Genomic DNA, 18965 nt, shown 5'->3' on the forward strand with positions numbered 1-18965 from the left:
TAGCAACATTCGTGTATAAACGAATGAATTAAGAAAAGGGTGAAATATTGGATAACTCGAAATGGATGCCTTTAAGTAATGTTGATGATGATGAGGAAATTTGGGTAGGAGTAAGAGTTAGGGTGTACAATGTTGGTATGAATAGAGAAGATAAAGAAAATAATTTCTATGAATATATTATTTCTTATATCTACGACAACACTAACTACTTACAACTAACTAATTTAACAACAGGAAAAGCAGGTTATATTATTTGTGTCATTGAAAAAGAATTACCAAATAATTATGCTTTGGGCAGAACATTAAAGCAAAGAATAGGTTTAGAAAATACCTATTTTAGATTTGCATAATCAACAAATAAGGGAAGCACCAACTCTAAGGTGTCTTCCCTTATTTAATACTTTTTATCAATAATCAATATTAACAGAGCCTAAATAAAAAAGTGAGAAAAATGATAAACACTCTTCTCACTTTCATCAATTAGGGTGGCATATACATAAATATGCGTTTGGGTGGATTTTGGATGAAAAATCCACATGCATAGTATAACAAAAAAATTATGGCTTTTCGCATGTAATATTGCATATGAAAAATAGTAAAGTTTTAAATTTTAATATTAACAACTTATATATATGTGTTACAATGTAATTCTCTAATTTATTTTATTCTCCTATTTAGAATTTATAGTTTAGTGATTCAATAATACAAAAGTGGTTGTAATAAATAGATAAAACGATGAAATAATACAGTTAGAATGGTTAAAAGGCAGTTAAATATAAGTATTAAAAGAAATAAATTTACTTATTTATGTTTAGTGAATGTATTATGGTAAGAATTTCATCCGATTGGATTAGCGCTAAACTAGATTTTTATCCAAACAAATCCAATAATTATTTTTTAAATGAAGTATATGTTGCATCAAGTTTATTTGGAATAATTCGTAGTCTAATAATTGCTGAATCTAGAAAAATAACATATTCGAAAGGAGGGAAGATAAAACTCTGTCTGTGAAAATTAAATCTCTAAATTATAAAGTGCGGATAATAGGATGTAATTGTGGTTTCATTTCGAATGGTACCATAAATGAATGTGGAAAAGTAAAGGAGAAAAATTTAAATAAACTATATAAGTAGTAAAAATGAAAAGGAGAAGTAGCTAGTGTTTAATATAAAAGAAAGATTGGAGAAAATAAAGCTTAAAACGAAGTTGTCTATGGCATTTATAGCAATATTAATTATACCAAGCCTTATCGTAGGAGTATCATCTTATAATAAAGCAAAAACAGATCTTAATGAAACAATTCTACAATCAGCAAAAGATAATATAAGTATTTTAGATAAGATTGTTGATGATGAATTAGAAAATAAGCATACAGATATCACTCATTTTGCAAAGGTACTCACACAAGGGGATTATAATCCTGAACAATCGCAAAATGTACAGAATAAATTTGATCAATATATACAGTTACATCCAGAGATAGAAACGATTTATACGGCATCCAGTAACAATCAATTTATTCATGCACCTGTTGGAAAAATACCAGAAGGGTTTAATCCGCTAGAAAGCAGTTGGTATAAGGATGCAGTAAAAGCAGATGGAGAGATTATTGTTTCATCTCCATATAAATCAAAGTCTACAGGAAATATGGTAATTGCAATTGCAAAGCAGAATGCAGATAAAAGTGGTGTCATTGGCGTAGATTTGAATATTAAAGATATCGTAAAAACATCCAAAATGATAAAAATTGGGAAGCAAGGATTTGTATCTATAGTTAGTCAAGATAAAACTATAGTTGTTCATCCATCACTAAAACCTGGAGAGAAATTAGATAAAACTTTAGTGGATGAATTGTACAAGACAGAAGATGGAGTAATTACTTATAGCCTCAATGGTGAAGATCGAAACATAAGCTTTAAGACAAATAAAAAAACAGGTTGGAAAATAGCTGGCGTAATGCCTACGAAAGAAATTGAAGAAGCTACCAATCCTATTTTTTATAAAACGCTCACTATAATAGGTGCTTCATTATTGTTAGGTGGAATTGTAATTCTATTCATACTCAAATCTATAATTACTCCACTAAGACAATTAGTCATTTCAGCTCAAAGAATTAGTCAAGGAGATTTAACCGAGAAAATAGATATTCGTTCAAAGGATGAACTTGGTCAATTAGGTGGTAGTTTCAATACAATGGCAGAGTCGTTACGTAATATTATTTCTCAAATTAACACATCTGCAGGACATGTAGCTGCGTCTTCTGAGGAACTAACTGCTAGTGTAGAGCAAGCAAGTGTTGCGACAGAACAAATTACAAAAGAGATGGAAGAAATCTCGAACAGTGCAGAGGTTCAAAATAATGAAGTTGAGTCTGGAGCTGAATTAATTGGTGAGGTAACACGAAATATTCAATACGTAGCTGAGAATGCTTCTGAAGTATCGGCTTCATCCATATACACTAAACAAAAAGCCAATGAAGGTGAACAATTAGTAGAACAAACTGTAACACAAATGCAGTCTATCCATCACTCTGTTTCTCAATCCGATAATGTCATAAAATTATTAGATAAGAAATCACAGCAAATTGGCAGTATATTAGAAGCGATTCAAAATATTGCGGAACAAACAAATTTATTAGCATTAAATGCAGCGATTGAAGCAGCTAGAGCTGGGGAACAGGGGAGAGGATTTGCAATTGTTGCCGATGAAGTTAGAAAGTTGGCGGAGCAATCATCCGAATCTTCAATGGAAATTGGAAGTTTAATTAAGGAAATACAAGCAGACGTACATGAGACTGTAAAAGCTATGAATGAAGTAGGCGTAGAAGTACAGTCGGGAATTAAAGTTGCTAACGATACAAAACAAAGTTTTTATGAGATTTCAAAATCTGCAAATGATATTGTGTCAAAAGTGCATGGTATGGTGGAACTATCTAATACAATGACTACTGATGCAATGAAAGTCGATACATCGATTGATCAAATAGCTATGGCTGTAAAAGAAAATTCTTCAAGTATGCAAACGATAGCTGGTTCATCTGAGGAACAACATGCTTCTATGGAAGAGATAAATTCTTCAGCAATACAATTAGCACAGATGGCGGAAGAACTTCAAGAGTTAATTGGTGGATTTAAGATTTAAGTTGAGATTCTAGGAGAGAATGCTAGAATCTTGTTACAGAGTGGAAATGAAAAATCTTATAACATAGTAAATAAGTATAATATGTACTCTCTATGCGTATTGAACAGGCAGATAAGCCATTTAAAAACCCTCCATTTGGAGGGTTTTTAAATACATTTACATTAAATTTGTGGTGGTGCACCACCATAATCGCCAACACTATATGAAGGAGCAGGATAATGCCCATGAGTAGCAAGCTGATCTGTTTTAGAAAACTGAAAAATTCCCACCGTTAATACCCCAATAAAAGCAATGCTTGATAATAATAAGCTAATTTTTTTCATTATTTTAACACTCCTTTTGCGATTGATTTTTGTCTTGCTTGATAACAAATATGGAAATAGTCACTTACTTTTTGGTGGTTCTCTAATTGTCTACATTTTGTGGCAAATAATTCGGCGTATTCGACAACATATTCCCATAATTCTTCTTCCTCAAAGTATAAGATTCCTTCTTGAATGATTTTTTCTAATTCTTCCAATGGAATATTTTCGTTTAATTTTTTTAAAATAGAGAAGTGGTGTGTATATTCTTCGTTATGAATCTCTCTGCAAATCTGTAGTCCCTTATCAATGAGTTGGCTGGCCGTTGATTGTTCTCCTAACTTATAATGTTCCTTAGCTTGTAGGAAGATGGCCTTGAAGTGTGTAGGGATTTTCTCTGTTACTTCTGAAAGGTGACGAATAGCTAAAGTAGACATACTTTGATCAGAATACAGCCACCCCATAGTATTTTTTACGTATAACAAGGAATCTTCTTCCCTATTTTTTTGTAGTAAATCAATTGCACAATGTAGATATTCTTCTGCTTGTTCGTACTGTTTTAAATAGATGCAGCAACCACCTAGCAAACTATTACAAAAGGCTGTTTTTACTTCATAACCTTCGTACTTTGAAAAGATTGCTCTCGATTTATTTGCGTATTCGATAGAAGCGAGATTGTTATAGGTATGGTGATAGAAAGTAGCAATTCTATAGTAAAATTCGGCGTGTTCAATTTCATCTGGTATAGCTACCAATATTTTTTCTGCTAGTTTATAATGTTCCTCTGCCTCAGTATAATTTGATATAAAAGTGGAATGAATGGATTTGAAAAAATGATAATAGAATTGTAGAAATTGATCTGTAGGCATATCATAATCGCTAATAGTATCAAAACTATTTTGTTGAATACCAAGGCTATCTGTTAAGACCTTGTAACGAAATTCGAGTAGTGAATAGTATAGTAACAAATTTTGATCCTGATGCTCTTGATTCGGTTCAATGCTTAACTTATTAATTTTTTCATCAATTTTCTTTTTTAGATTAGTAGCTTTTATAACTTGCTGAGATAGCATAGATCGATACCAGTCGTTCAATAGAGAGGTTAATTGCTCATTTCCTTTTACTGAGACACTCATAATATACGCCCCCATTTTCTAAAAAAATCCTAATCCAATTTAATTATAAACATCATAACAAAATAGAAGAAAAAATGGAGTGATATTACAATATTTTTCAAGAAAATTCATAAAAAACAATCAATTTGTGTCGAATATACGTAGAATAAAACATCCAAAAATAATCAAAAGATGATATGAGTCTTTATACGTTCTATTAGGTGAACTAAGAAACTGTGATTGAAAATTTATGAAATTTCTTTTTCTTAAAACGATCAATTACGTGTTAATTTTTAGATTATTTTATCGGATAAATATAGTATGTATCACCACCAAATGTATAAATCTTGCGTATGTAAATAAGAAGAGAATAAAGGAAATAAAAAAGAACTTGTAAGAATTCCTACAAGTTCTTTTTTAGATAATGTAAAAGGTGAAACAGACTATGTCATTATTTGTAATAGTAAAATTATCTTACGTATGGTTTTGTTTTATTTTATAGAAGATGTACTATATTGAAGATTTGTTCTTATTGTTGATTAAAGGGAAATTTAAGAATGGTAAGGGGAAAGTGCATAAAAGAGAAAGTCTCCTTTATTTATTCTGAAAAGATAATTCAAAAAGCTATTTGTGTATAGAATAAGCTATGCATAAATTCATCAACATTGGTGATAATAAATAAGAGAATCAATATATAAGCATAAATTTGTTAAAGCTCAGTGTAATTCTATAAATAGTAGATGTAATCATCTGAAAAATAACATTATTTACTTTTCGAGTAGGATAAGTAGAAAAAAAGGAAGTTTTTCTTTGAAGAAAGCTCTTTTGACAGGAATAGATTTTTTCATAACTAGAACAAATAAATTAATAATCACATATACTGTATTGTCGTTAAAGCAAGACATTATTTTCTCAGAACAAGGGAATCACTAGAAAAATACGTGATTCCTTTATTCTTCAATATAATGTCAATAGTTGATTTGAAATAACCGAAGAAATAAAATTTTTGTTAATGGACAATCACATAATTTTAGGTATAGTAGGTTTATAATTTAGACTATAAAAATTAATGTATCTTTTATTATTTTAACCAAGAAGACTCCCTCCATAAGGAACTCACAGCAAGTATGGGTAAGTGGGAGTAGTTCAAAGCATGCAATATTGTTTGATTTGGCTAATACATAGATTTCTCATCTCAGAACTGGTGTAAGAATTATAATGTTTATACCATTCTATTGTATTTTCTAAAGTCTGTTGTAGGGACCATTTTGGCTGCCAATTAAGATTGAATTTTGCTTTGCTAATGTCAAGGTTTAGTAAATTTGCTTCATGAAAATTTATTGGACCTATATTTTCTGCTGTCCAATCCCCGCAGCCCCAAATATCTAGTAAACTGGTCACTAATTTTTCTACTGAAACAATATTGCTTAGGGATGGCCCGAAGTTCCATGCTCCTGAAAAAAGGATACCATTATTTATAATTTTTTCTGTAAGGAGTAAATACCCGCTTAAAGGTTCTAGTACATGTTGCCAGGGTCTAATAGCAGTAGGATTTCTAATAATAATCTTTTTGTTTAATTCTAATGCTCGTATACAATCGGGAATAATTCTATCTATTGACCAATCACCACCACCAATTACATTACCAGCTCGAACACTTGCAATTATTTTCTTGTGTTGAGAAAATTTTTCTTCTGAAAAGTAAGAATTACGATAGGAAGAAATTAAAAGTTCGCAGCATCCTTTGCTTGAGCTATATATGTCATGGCCGCCCATAGGGTCAATTTCACGATAACCCCAAGGCCATTCTTTATTTTCATAGCACTTGTCACTTGTCACCATAATTCCTATTTTAGCTGATTCATGTAATCGAATTGCCTCTAGTACATTCATAGTTCCTACAACGTTTACCTCGTATGTTTCTCTAGGATATTCATATGAATACTTAACTAGAGGTTGGGCAGCTAAATGGAATACAATTTCAGGTTTATAATCTGTAAAAACCTTATTTAATTTATTAAAATCTCTAATGTCTCCACGAATATCAATTATATTATTTTGAAGGTTAGTAATGTTAAAGTTATCATTTTTATTTTTAGAATCTAATGAATATCCGATTACAGCAGCACCTAATTCATTCAACCATAGGGATAACCAAGAACCTTTAAAACCAGTATGTCCAGTAATTAAAATTCTTTTTCCGTAAAAAGCATTATTAAAGTTTTGGTTTAACAATTAGTCCACCTCCTTTAGTACCCTATTTTTAGGGAGTTAGGTATAAATGTTTATTATTTTTATACCAATTAACAGTTTTTATAATTCCTTCTTCAATATTAATTCTAGGTTCCCAGGAAAGAGAGTTTTTTATTTTTTGCACATCCGCTTCAGGAACCCATCTTTCATTTGTTCTAGAGGAAATTGCACCGTAATTTGGTCTGGAATTGGTTTTCAAATGTTTGAATAATAATTCTACATAATGTTTCAAGGGGTGAATAGTGCCGCTCCCAATATTAAAGATTTCATTTTGTACAGTAGTATTTTCTACTGCTAGGATACAGGCATCTATTACATTTTCTATATAACAATAATCTCTTAATTGATTACATAAAGTTAAATTTACATCTTTGTTTTGTAATACTCGCAAGATTATATAGCTAAAAATTTTATGCGGCTCTTCGCCTTCTCCGAATATGCCAAAAGGTCTTAATGTTATAAGATTAATATTGTTTTCGCTAGCAATTTGATGGGCCAGTATAGTAGCAGCAGCTTTGGTACTTCCATAGATGTCTACAGGAGTTAGTAACATATTTTCATGAATAGGTTCCATCTTGTTACCGTATTCAGAACTACTCCCAAAATTGATGATTTTTTTACAATTCACCAATTTTGCTGCTTGAATAATGTTACAAGTCCCTATAACATTTGTTTCTATAGCATGGATGTAATCTGTATGGGCAGAATTTACACCATAGGCTGCCAGGTGAAAGATATAATCGGGATTAATTTTCTTTATTGCATCTTGTACTTGTTTTTTATCTCGTATATCTATTTCATAGGTTTCAATATATTTTAGAATATCCTTTAGTCTCCAAGAGTTTGATGGTGTTCTTATGAAAAGAACAATTTTTGCTTGTAAATTTAAAAGTCTTCGTGCCAAGTGAGAACCAATAAAACCGTATCCACCAGTAATAAGGAAAGTTTTATTTTTAAATGAAGCAATCATAGTGATAATCTATCCTTTATTAAGATGTATTTTTAGTTGCTGAAATAAATAGATTTATTTTTAAATAAGGAAAGTATCAGTCTTAATTGTGATGAGGGGAGGGGTATTTAAAATAATTTTTTATTGTTGTTGTATCAATTTGGTCAGCAAATAAAGAGGAGGGAGATTTTTGAAAAGTATTATGAAGGGTATGACATGTCTTGTTCAATTGTTCGATATAAGGAATGTATATATAATCTAAAACTGCTGGAGGTAATTCTAAAGTTTCTTGTTTCCATAAATCGAACTCATTTGGATTAATAATTTGCATACTTCCAAAATGAAAAGCTATTAATTCATCTTGATCAATAAAAACTTTATTATCTGTTTTGGATATAGAACTGCTATTTAAAATGACATTCCAAGGTGCTGCATCAATACCTTTATGAGTCATGATTTTTATATTAGAAAAGATGTTAGGAATGTGATTTAAATATTTTTGGTCACCCCATCTATTCATTTCAACATCATATTGATTATTGCAATATTCTAGGCATTTATCTTTCCACCATGTTAAAATTTCTTTACTATTTTGATCATTTTTGAAGCCTACTAAACCAGCTTGGTATATACCGTGTATGCTTTCAATTTCAGTAGAGCTTCTTTGAGGGCAAAGGAATACAGAGTACTTCCACCATTCATCAAGAATGATATTCGGTGCTGTAAAGAAATACATATCAGCATCACAATATATAATGTGATCAACTTCCGGATAAAGACTAAGGACATGTAGACATAGGGGCGCTTTTAATGTCCAACAATATTCTTGTAAACTTCTATCATTTTTTATACTGAGGAGCTCATGATTTTCAATTTCTTTTACCGGAATTAGTATGGCGTGCTTTAATTTTAATTTCTCTAATATTTGATAAGTTAAATCATCCATACAACAAATCCATACAGTAAATTTAGCGTTGAAATTTTCTAAGGAATAATAGGAGGTCAATCCTTGAATTAATCGTTCTTTACTTATAATCATGGAAAAGTTCATAAAATGATTGGATTGATTCATTTTTCTTCTTAATTGTGAATCTTTATATAAAGTTTGAGCTTTATTTATATCTTTTTTACTTAAAAATTGTTTAGTATCTTTATTGAATTTATCCTTTAATTGCTTTAAAACAAATTGAATTCTCTCTAAATACGGAGTGTAAATATGGTTTAATATATTATTGGGTATTGAAATTTCTCCCAAAGACCAAAGATCAAAATCATTTTCAGTAAAGATAGTAATACATGCAAAATGGTAAACAACTAGTTTGTCGTTTTCAATAAATATATCGTTTTTAGTCTTGTCAATTTTATAATCGTTATTATATATACAGTTCCAAGGCGCAGCATTTATACCTAAGTTATTTGAAATTTTTACTTTTGGAAAATATATAGGGATATAATCTAAATACTTTTGGTCTCCAAATTTCCCCTCCTCAGCCTCGGCACTGCACCAATCTATACATTTATTTTTCCACCATCTTACACTTTTTAGTCCATAGAGATCATTCTTAAATCCAATTAGACCAGCCTGATATTTTCCATACATTTTTTCTACCCAATCACGATCTCTTTGGGGGGTTAGGAAAATAGAATGGTCACCCCATTCCTCAAAAATAATATTAGGGTCAGAGAAAAAGCATAAATCACCATCACAATATAGAATAGATGGTAAATCATAATTGACCAATAAATATTCTATCAAGACAGATTTTAAAGTCCAACAATATTCATTTACTTTTCTTTTTCTCTTAATTGCTTTTAGTTCACGATCTTCCAATTCTTCAACTTGTAAAAGGTTTACATTAATTAAACTCATTTCTTTTAATAGTGAATATGCAAAAGGATCTATACAACAAATCCACAATGTGAATTTTTCTGAGTACTGCATTAATGATTGCTGTAAAGCAATAATTTTCAAGACATACTCACTACCTACAATGACGCAGAAATGATTATTTAGATCATGTTGTTGATTATAGAATTGGGGATCAATTCTTTTTTGAGTATTTTTTTTGGAGAGATTTGAAGCTTTAATTCCTGTTGAAAGTGGGTTAACTATTTTCTCATTAGAGGGGATATACAATCGAGGTAAACTTATTTTTTTATCATTAGAGTTCAATGCTTATTCAGTCCTCTCCACTAAAATTTATTTGGATTCCAACTTTCATTTACAGTTTTTAAATCTTTAGGTGTATCGACACTAGCCCAAAAGTCATTGTGTTCATAGACTGCGAGCTCATTGTCTTTTATTAAATTTCGAAGAGGATCTTCTTCTAGAACACAATCATCATTATTACTTAAATAATCGAATATTTCTTTGTTAAATACAAAAAAACCGCCATTAATTACTTCATCAAGTAATGGTTTTTCTTTAAAATCAATAGCAATTCCATCTTCGACCGCCAATAGGCCGTATTGACTATTTTTTTTAATTCCAGTTAATGTAGCAATTTTTCCTTTTTCTTTATGGAATGCTATTAGTTGATCAATATCTATATTGGCTAATCCGTCACCATAAGTTAATAAAAAGGTTTCACCCTGTACAAAGGATTCAAGTTTTTTTAGTCTTGCCCCGGTCATTGTATCAATTCCTGTATCTATAAAGTGTATATTCCAATTTTCTAATTTCTGAAGTAGCGTATATTGACTGGTTTTAAAATTCAAACTAAAGTCATTCTCTTTCCAGCTAAAGTCCATAAAATATTCCTTAATTTTCTCACCTTTATATCCTAAGGGCAAAATGAAATCAGAATGTCCATATTTTCTATACCAATTCATTATATGCAAGAGGAGAGGCTTTCCTTGAACTCGAACTAATGGTTTGGGAATGTCCTCTAAAATTCCTTGCATCCGAAGCCCTTTTCCGCCACACAAAATTATGACTTTCATAGATTTATTTCCTTCCTCTCAATATATTTTACTAATTTAAACTATGTAGTTTGTTTGGTAAATGTATACACGGTTGTACCATAATGACAATCAACTAAAAAAAATATGTTAGATTTATAATTCAGATGTTGATTAAACGTGGAGAATACACATTGTAGTTTATCATTAATTATATGTAAATTAGGTTCTTTTAAAATCTATGCTTTAGTTTATTTAATATTAATGAAAGAAATTGCTTGTTCTTAAGATAAAAGAAGGGGAAGGAAATCAAGGGAATTGAAGAAGCTTATAATGAAATATCCAAGAAGACAAAATATAAGATAAAGTATGGAAGTAAGTAGTCGTGAATGCACTACATAAGCAGAATATGCTGATCGCATAAATGATTATACAGAAATCAACAGAAGAATAACAAAGGGAATTAGCCATTTGAAGGAAAATGGAACAACTATTTTTACATTTTATAAATTCAAAAAAGAGCACCGCATAAAGGTGCTCTAGTGATAGAACTAATTTTGTAAAGAACTATTTATTCAATAAAGAAGGACTTACGAATTATTATATGAACGTTTTGTTAATTAAGTGTGTATCAATTAGACAGGAATTTTATTTCTCTACACCTATTTGATTTTACGGACCAAATCATGTTAAAAGTAAGAAGAAAATTATTAAGTTAATGTTATTTTGTTTAAAATAACATCCCAATCGGAATCATCACCTTCCCATCTATCCTGATAACGTGGGAGTTCAATTGAACAAACTCGCGATATTCCCCAATTTTGTTCAACAATATTAGATATACCCTCCTTGAAATTAACAATAAGGATATTAAAATTCTTATTTGTAATTTTAGATAATACGTTTTGTAATTCAACCGCTTCATCTCGATTTCCCCAAATTCTAATGAATAAAATGGATTCACTACTATTTATTTTTTCAAGGAATCGATTAATTCTAGTGTCTAATTTAGCTTTAAAAGAAGGATAGGTTGATTTCAAATCCTTTTCTGAATTAATAGGAAAATCATGCATTGAAAAACAATTATAATAAGTGTCCTTTATACAGTAGGTAATTCGTTCTGCCCATTTAATTTGATTATCAAATTCTGATTCAATAAGACCGTAACTTTCTGAACCTTCTATAACCATATTTTCCAACTTCATAAATTTTTTAAATCGATTTTGAAGTAATCTGTTTACATCTGAAAGTGATGGATAATAAAACCAATCTAAAGGTCCAGAAAATGTTCTTAAATTGTGTCTTTTGATTTGGTTGGTGACTTGACACAATCCTCCTAAACTTACAATTACGCCATAGGATTTTTGTATATCTTCTAAGTTCATCCTCATCATCCTTTATAAAAGTAATTTAAATTATCTGTTCAGTATATGATGCAATAACATATTGATGTGGACCTATATATCACAGTACATAGAGCTAAGACATTTGTATAAATTTAAAAAGTCAAATACCTAAGTTGAGGGATTTCATCTTTGACGTTATATCATGGAGTTATTATTGAAATGAAAGCTGGTAGGGATATTGCACCAGAGTTATATATTCTCCAGTAACTTAATTTAGAAACCTGTGCTTGTTTACTATAGGAAAATTGTAATCCTAAAAAAATACTTAGATAAAAAGAAAGATCTAGTAGTTAGCATTTAACCATTAGATCTTTCTTTGAATTAGTATCTTTTACATAATAATTATTGAAGAGGGAAAATTCTATTAAGAAATGCTATTAAATATTAGACTAATTTCTAATGGTCCCAGTATCTTTTATTTTGACGTGTGTCTTTACATTTATTTTAGCCTCTGCTAACGCTTGCGACCAATCTCCTTTTACTTTTTTCCACTCTTTATATTGAAATGCTTTAGCATATAGGGATAATCCGATTGGATCAATTTTATTCTGCTGTATTTCATACAACATATTTTGTAAATTATTATTAATTTCTTTTTGAATAGCACTTTTTAAATTATTTATATTTTTTTTATTATCATAGTACCCCTTAATTAAATTAGGATTGGTTTTTTCTATTAAAGCTACATTAGCATATATATCGAGATTAAATACAAACTTTCCGTTTTGAAAAGTAACATCTACCTTCCTTGTCGCGTTCTGTACGAAGATAGAAGTATTTGTTTTTTTGTTGGAATTTTTAGGAGGAAGTGCAAGGTGTAGTATCATTCGCCCGTTACTTTTTGGCTTATTTATAAGATTGAAAAATTTAACATCTTTTTTAGGGATATAAGTCAAATATTTCCCTTTTCGATTTAAAAATGCAATTCCTACTGTGTCGATTTCATTCTTTGTTTTTTTGATAATTGGAACAGTTTGCGTCATTCCATCTTCATTTTGTTCTCTCATTAATTGCTGAATTGTAGAAGAGACGGATTGGTTATTTTGAATTGAGGATTCGATTACACCATTTATATAAGATGATAGTGATGGTTTACTAGGCTTATAAATTTTAAAAATTTCTTCTGCAGGCCCATCTACAAGTACTACTTTAGCATTAATGGTAGCGTAAGGATCACGGTAAGAAGAATCAAGCTCCTGCAACCAATTTGCTTCTTGCGCTAATTTTTTCCCAATTAAAATGATTTCAGCTTTGGAAGCTGTCAGATATCCCGTTAACTTCGTATCTATCTTACTGAATCCATTATATACAGTTGATGCTTGTGTCCAATGCTCTATAGTACTTTTTTGCTGCTTATGATGAAAGAGTGGTATGCTTGTTCCAACTTTTATGTTTCCATTAGAGGTTCTATCCAAGCCAATTAAAAGGATTAATGAAACCTTCTCAAGAGGAATTCTCTGACTACAACCAATTATATACACACAACAAATTACAATCCATATCCATTTTCGAATCAAAGTTGTTTCCTCCTAGTAATCCAAGTAAAAAGAATACTGTAAGCGAAAAATAAGATTGGTAATAGAATAAAGAAAATGACATTTAAGATATCCATAAGAGAATATATAAACAAATATTGATCCACATCGGGATTTAGGAAAATAAATAGCCCAACTATAAATAACATAAAAGCAAGCAGCGCCCAATTTCGGGCGTTTTTTTGAAGTGATATGGTCATAGATTCAAAACTGAAAAATAAATACGGATATAAAGTAGTGGAGAATACAATTAAATAGTAAGCGATATAAATAATTTCTAATCGTTCCATGAAAGAAAAACGAACCCCTTGTAACAAATGAAATACGGGCCAAATTACGTCTTTTATCCCCTCTGGACTAAAGTATATATAAGAAAGAATAGTAACATATAGATAGAAAAACATGGTTCCAGTATTCGCTATTAGTAGTCCTTTTATGGCCTTTTGTTTTTTTTGTAAGAACGGATATATATAATATGCAATTTCTAAGCCAGCATAAGGAGTAATAGTTTCTTTTGTTGCCTTTAAAATAGGGTATAATCCCTCTTTAAAAATAGGTAGTAGGTGTAAAGGATTGTAGTTACTCTTTAGTGAAAAAAGAAGAAATAGTGGCATCCAAGTAGTGAAGAAGAAAACAAGCATAGAATAACTAGTAAGAGCCCTTAACCCACTCAAGGCTAAAATAATAAAAGGTAATAGTAATAATATGGTGATTTGATAAGCAGGAGTGGAAGGGAATATCCACACTTTTACAATATCAGTTGCCTTTAATAAAGTATTAAATCCAGCAAAAAATAGATAAAAGGCATATGTAAGAAAAAGAATTGTCCCTATCCATTTACCAAAGTATGTTTTTAAGATTTGTGAGAAATTTTTGTTAGGATTTTTTTGTAACATTAATATAATAAATACACCGATTATAGAAGTAACCATCCATCCAAGAATGATTGAAATCCAGCCATCTGTGCCAGCAGTAGTTGCAAGTGGGCTTGGCATAATTAACATACCAGATGCAAGTTGCAGCGAATGGATGAAAATAATAAATTCGAATAAAGTTATATTTTTAAATTTAAGATTCCCCATGTTAACCACCTTCTTTTTTCTTTCTTTGTTTCGGCTGCCCTGTACTCGAACGGCTGGTAAGCATAGAAATAGGAAATCTTACAAAAGAATCTTTTAACTCTTGGAGACGAAATGGCGCGATTGGCAATCCATATGGTGAACCATATGAAGTTAGTGAAACAAAATGAGCAAATAAGAGCATTAATCCACTAACAATACCTACAATGCCATAAAAGTAAGCCAATAACATCATTGGAAAACGAATAAGGCGTATAGAACTTGATAAATCATAATTAGAAACAATAAATGAAGCAATGGCTGTAATAGATACGATGATAACCATAACGTTACTAACAAGACCAGCTTGAACAGCCGCTTGTCCAATTACAATTCCTCCAACTATTCCAATGGTTTGTCCAATTGGTTGTGGTAAGCGAATACCCGCTTCACGTAGCATTTCTAGTGTGATTTCCATTATAAAAGCTTCCAATAAGGGAGAGAAAGGGACTTTGACTCTTGACGTTGCAATAGAAGTGTATAAATCTATAGGAATGATTTCAAAGTGAAAAGAGACTATAGCTATATAAAATGCTGGTAAAAAAATAGCTATAATAAATCCTGCAAATCGTAATAAGCGAAAAAATGATGCAACGAGCCAATGAATATTATAATCATCTGGAGTTTGAAAGAATCCAATTAAATTCATTGGAACAATCATTGCGCCAGGGGATCTATCCATTAACACCGCTACTTTTCCATCAAGTATATGATTTGAAATAGCATCTGGGCGTTCGCTTAAATAAGCCTGTGGAAAAGGAGACCAATTTTGATCCTTTGTAAAATTAGATAGTTCACCAATGCTCAATATTGCATCTGTTTTAATTTTACAGATTCTGGTTTCTACTTCTTGGACTACATCTGCGTTTGCTACATCACCTAAGTAAATTAAGTATACGAAAGAAGTGGCCCGTTCTCCAATCGTCAACTTTTTGATTTTTAACTCTGCAGAAGGAAGATATCGACGAATTAAGCCTATATTTTTTGTGGCATTTTCAATGAAACCATCATGTGATCCTTTAATAGTAACTTCTGAAATTGGCTCTTGAATTGCTCTCTCTGCCCAGCCTTTTGTATTTATTAGAAGTGACCGATTTTCTCCTTCCATAAATAGTACACATTGCCCCTCAAGTAATCCTTCTTTAATTTCATTCCATGTATATACTATTTTGGTATGAGTAGCAATAATATTAGAATTAAATATTTGACTGTCTTCATTCACTTTTTGTAATAATGGTGTAACAACATTGCTTTTTAATGCGACACTATCTGTAAGTCCTTCAAAATAATATAGTAAAATATTTGTGTTTGTTTTTAATTGCAAAGGATGTTCAATTAAATCTGCACTAATATCAAAGATATTATCTAGTGTATTTTTAAGTTGTTTTAAGTTATTTGTTTGGATCTTTTCAATGTTTTTATCTGTTTTAGTTTCTAAAATCTCTTCATTTAAAGACAAAATTGACACCTCTTTAATATATAACGATTAGTTGTATTTATTATTTTTATAAGATGGAATTTTATTCACAAATTCAATTAAATTGGGAACGGAAATTAATAATTGAGAGCAAAAAAAGTAGAGGTGATTTGTGGGGGAATCTAAGTATCAAGATAGAATCGAAATTTGAATGATCATAACAAAAAAGAACCCTTGATAGGCTCTTTTTCATAGTTGATAAATATATTGTCAACAATAGATGGTGTTTAAGGTAGTAATTTAGATATCTTTAAGTTCATCAGCTGAATTTTGTAGGAAGAACTCTTTTTTCATATCTTAATGCTCAATTAAAAAGACAGTACATTTATTTGGGTGTTCTAGTGTAATTAAAGTTTGCGCGCTAACAAATTTTGTTTAGGGACAAAATGTTTTTTCTGAATTAACAGAAAAAATGCGCAAAATTCCTATTAATTATTTTGGTAGGTATCAAATATTTCTTTGGCCTTATTTTCTTGATATTACCGTACGTTTATATGTTTCTAAGGGAAAGAAATACTTTCATGTTACCATCTATTGTTTGATTAAGATGGTAACATGAAAGTGAAACGTTTACAACCAGAAAATAAAGAAAAAATATTAAAATACGACTTTTTTCGACAATTATTCTATGTCTATATTTAATTTTATTATAGGAAAAGGCGGAGGGAAGCGGACCTTTTCCTATAAACTGTTTTGTTGGAATTAGAAATAACTAAAAAAGTAATAATAGCTTAAAATTAAAATGAAATTCAATGATAAAGTTATTATTGAATTTTTGAAGCTCAGATATCTTGAAAGTATGGTCAAATTTTAATCCACTTTGCGTTTCTTCCTTTTGTAACTAGCTTAATATGGCCAAACAGTTGCAAGGAATTTAAAGCCTTACTGATTGTACTCTCTGCAATGTCTGGATAAGTGTTACGAATACTTTCCTTAGTAAAGGGTTGTTTTTGTTTAAGTATAAAATCCTGAATTCTCTCAACTTTAGTATGTTTACATATAGAATCTAGAACTGTGTTATGAAGATCTTTGTAAGCCTCTAATATAATGGTTAAAAACGTTTTTAACCAAAAGCTATTATTATGTTCCTCGCAGTACCAATTCACCGAAGATTTATAAAGCGAATTGTAATAATCAGATTCATGTTTCTTAATATATTTATCCAAACATACATATTTTACAAATGTATGTCCACTCTTAATTAACAGCAATTGCATTAACATAAATGCCAGCCTGTTATTACCTTGATTAAAAGGGACTATGCAATAAAAATTTAATATAAAACGAGCTATTAATAAAAGTGAATGTAGCCCCTTACTAGTATTTAATGAGTTGTATTGATCACATAATTGCTCCATAAACTGTGGAATAAGTTCATGCGGAAGAATGCGGTAACTATTCAAGTGCATTCCATGTTCTGGAATTCCTGGAATGATAAAAGGTTTTTCACGCCATTTGGCACTGTCAGAGGTAATGTAATGTATTAGTTGAAAATGTAATTCCTGTATAGTTGCTGGATTGATTAATAAAGTACAGGAGTTTTTATGTACAAAAGAAAGTGTTTGATAATAGCAAAAAATAGCATCTTCCGAAATATTTTGAGGTACGATATCATCTAAAATAAGTTCTTTTAATCTTTTATTAGGAACTTTTATATCCTCATAAATAGTTGTGAAATTTTTTATGTAATGTAGTGGTATAGTTTTTTCTAAGCTATTAAATATGTCTGGGTTTTGTTCCTGATAAGCAGCTAATTTTCCTTTGAATTCGCTAATTTCACTTATTAAATTTATTAACCTCCTTTTTAATTCAATATTTTTATACTTATCATCAAAAAAGTCTCTCATTTTTGTTCCCCCTGTAAGCCCTTAACACGTTGTTGCATATATCTTTCCATTCTAAAGGTATTCCACGAAATCATTGTAAAATAACGACATTTTCGTTCTGATTTTAAATATATATCAGAATCTATATTTTTATTTAACAATTAAAACATGGAAATTATAAAGAAGAATCGTTAGGATTCAATTTTAATAGGCATAATCCTAACATCAAATGTACAAATGTACAATAAAAAAATAAAAAATATAAAACTAGCGACTCTTTTGAAAGATTATTTAAAAGGGTTTTAAGAAATTGTAAGTATAGAGTGCTTTAGTTTATCGATAAATATTGAAGTGGTAATAAAGTTTTCATAGGTAATCATAAAGTAGATAAACTATTAATTTGTGACAATTATGTGTCTAATCTATTATATACTTTTATGAGAATTCTAAAATAAAATCCTAAAGAGCCGAATTTTCTATATTTATCATAAAGATTAGAAGAGGCGTGTTGATGAAATGTATCATTTTATATAAAAATATGTAACGTTTAATACTCGTATTGTAAAATATTTTGACATCCGTTAATTTAAATATTAGGTACAGGAACATTTAATAAAAACCCAGTACTAAAATACCCTTTAAACGTTTCACCCTAAGAACCTTTTCTAAAGCACACTGAAGTTCATCTTTTGTTTCTGTGCCTTATTAGATAAAAATAACACAATAAATTATTAAAATTTGATAGTTAAAACTAGATTTTTAAATACTTTCTCTTTTCTTAAACGTTAACAATTTCTTGATAATCTGTTTAAAGTAAGGAAATACAGAATAGAAAATAGCTATTAATAAAGAAAATACAGTTAAGCTAGATACCTTAAGTTATTTTATAAGTAATTAAGCGTTAGTTTGAATTAGTAGGGGTATTATATGTGTTTTAACCTC

The 18965-nt window shown here is 30.0% G+C and carries 13 protein-coding genes; 2 read left to right on the forward strand and 11 right to left on the reverse strand.

Annotated features, from left to right (window positions below; translation table 11 throughout):
- The first annotated feature begins 65 nt into the window (after positions 1-65).
- Positions 66-350, forward strand: a complete 285-nt coding sequence (locus ACK1U5_RS01050) for a hypothetical protein (RefSeq protein WP_069604908.1) — start codon at positions 66-68, stop codon at positions 348-350.
- 808 nt (positions 351-1158) lie between these two features.
- Positions 1159-3141, forward strand: a complete 1983-nt coding sequence (locus ACK1U5_RS01055; protein ID WP_274415726.1) for a methyl-accepting chemotaxis protein — start codon at positions 1159-1161, stop codon at positions 3139-3141.
- A gap of 161 nt (positions 3142-3302) precedes the next feature.
- Here the strand turns inward: ACK1U5_RS01055 and ACK1U5_RS01060 are convergent, their stop codons facing one another.
- The 11 genes from ACK1U5_RS01060 to ACK1U5_RS01110 form a co-directional block, all read right to left on the reverse strand.
- Positions 3303-3464 (reverse strand): hypothetical protein, encoded by a 162-nt coding sequence (locus tag ACK1U5_RS01060; protein WP_000724116.1) that lies wholly within the window; start codon positions 3462-3464, stop codon positions 3303-3305.
- Positions 3464-4579: a Rap family tetratricopeptide repeat protein gene (locus tag ACK1U5_RS01065; RefSeq protein WP_000116962.1), complete on the reverse strand. Its 1116-nt coding sequence runs from the start codon at positions 4577-4579 to the stop codon at positions 3464-3466. The genes ACK1U5_RS01060 and ACK1U5_RS01065 overlap by 1 nt, the downstream gene beginning before the upstream one ends.
- Positions 4580-5704: 1125 nt before the next feature.
- Positions 5705-6793: a CDP-glucose 4,6-dehydratase gene (gene rfbG, locus ACK1U5_RS01070; RefSeq protein ID WP_087875630.1), complete on the reverse strand. Its 1089-nt coding sequence runs from the start codon at positions 6791-6793 to the stop codon at positions 5705-5707.
- 28 nt (positions 6794-6821) lie between these two features.
- Positions 6822-7781 (reverse strand): NAD-dependent epimerase/dehydratase family protein, encoded by a 960-nt coding sequence (locus ACK1U5_RS01075; RefSeq protein ID WP_000561952.1) that lies wholly within the window; start codon positions 7779-7781, stop codon positions 6822-6824.
- 82 nt (positions 7782-7863) lie between these two features.
- The gene (locus ACK1U5_RS01080; RefSeq protein WP_070756861.1) at positions 7864-9933 is read right to left on the reverse strand and encodes a glycosyl transferase; all 2070 of its coding nucleotides are present in this window, start codon (positions 9931-9933) and stop codon (positions 7864-7866) included.
- Between the two features lie 20 nt (positions 9934-9953).
- A complete protein-coding gene (locus ACK1U5_RS01085; protein ID WP_000864432.1) occupies positions 9954-10703 on the reverse strand; it encodes a sugar phosphate nucleotidyltransferase in 750 nt (249 codons plus the stop codon).
- A gap of 668 nt (positions 10704-11371) precedes the next feature.
- Complete coding sequence (locus ACK1U5_RS01090; protein ID WP_113710639.1) at positions 11372-12046, reverse strand: papain-like cysteine peptidase; 675 nt, start codon at positions 12044-12046, stop codon at positions 11372-11374.
- 410 nt (positions 12047-12456) lie between these two features.
- Positions 12457-13584, reverse strand: a complete 1128-nt coding sequence (locus ACK1U5_RS01095) for a Ger(x)C family spore germination protein (RefSeq protein ID WP_000619985.1) — start codon at positions 13582-13584, stop codon at positions 12457-12459.
- Positions 13581-14684 (reverse strand): GerAB/ArcD/ProY family transporter, encoded by a 1104-nt coding sequence (locus ACK1U5_RS01100; protein WP_016111428.1) that lies wholly within the window; start codon positions 14682-14684, stop codon positions 13581-13583. The genes ACK1U5_RS01095 and ACK1U5_RS01100 overlap by 4 nt, the downstream gene beginning before the upstream one ends.
- A 1-nt stretch (position 14685) precedes the next feature.
- Positions 14686-16179 (reverse strand): spore germination protein, encoded by a 1494-nt coding sequence (locus ACK1U5_RS01105; RefSeq protein ID WP_016111429.1) that lies wholly within the window; start codon positions 16177-16179, stop codon positions 14686-14688.
- Between the two features lie 821 nt (positions 16180-17000).
- Positions 17001-18044, reverse strand: coding sequence for a Fic family protein (locus ACK1U5_RS01110; protein ID WP_001204210.1), 1044 nt, complete (start codon positions 18042-18044; stop codon positions 17001-17003).
- Between the last annotated feature and the right edge of the window lie 921 nt (positions 18045-18965).

Source organism: Bacillus sp. XB1, from assembly GCF_053557995.1.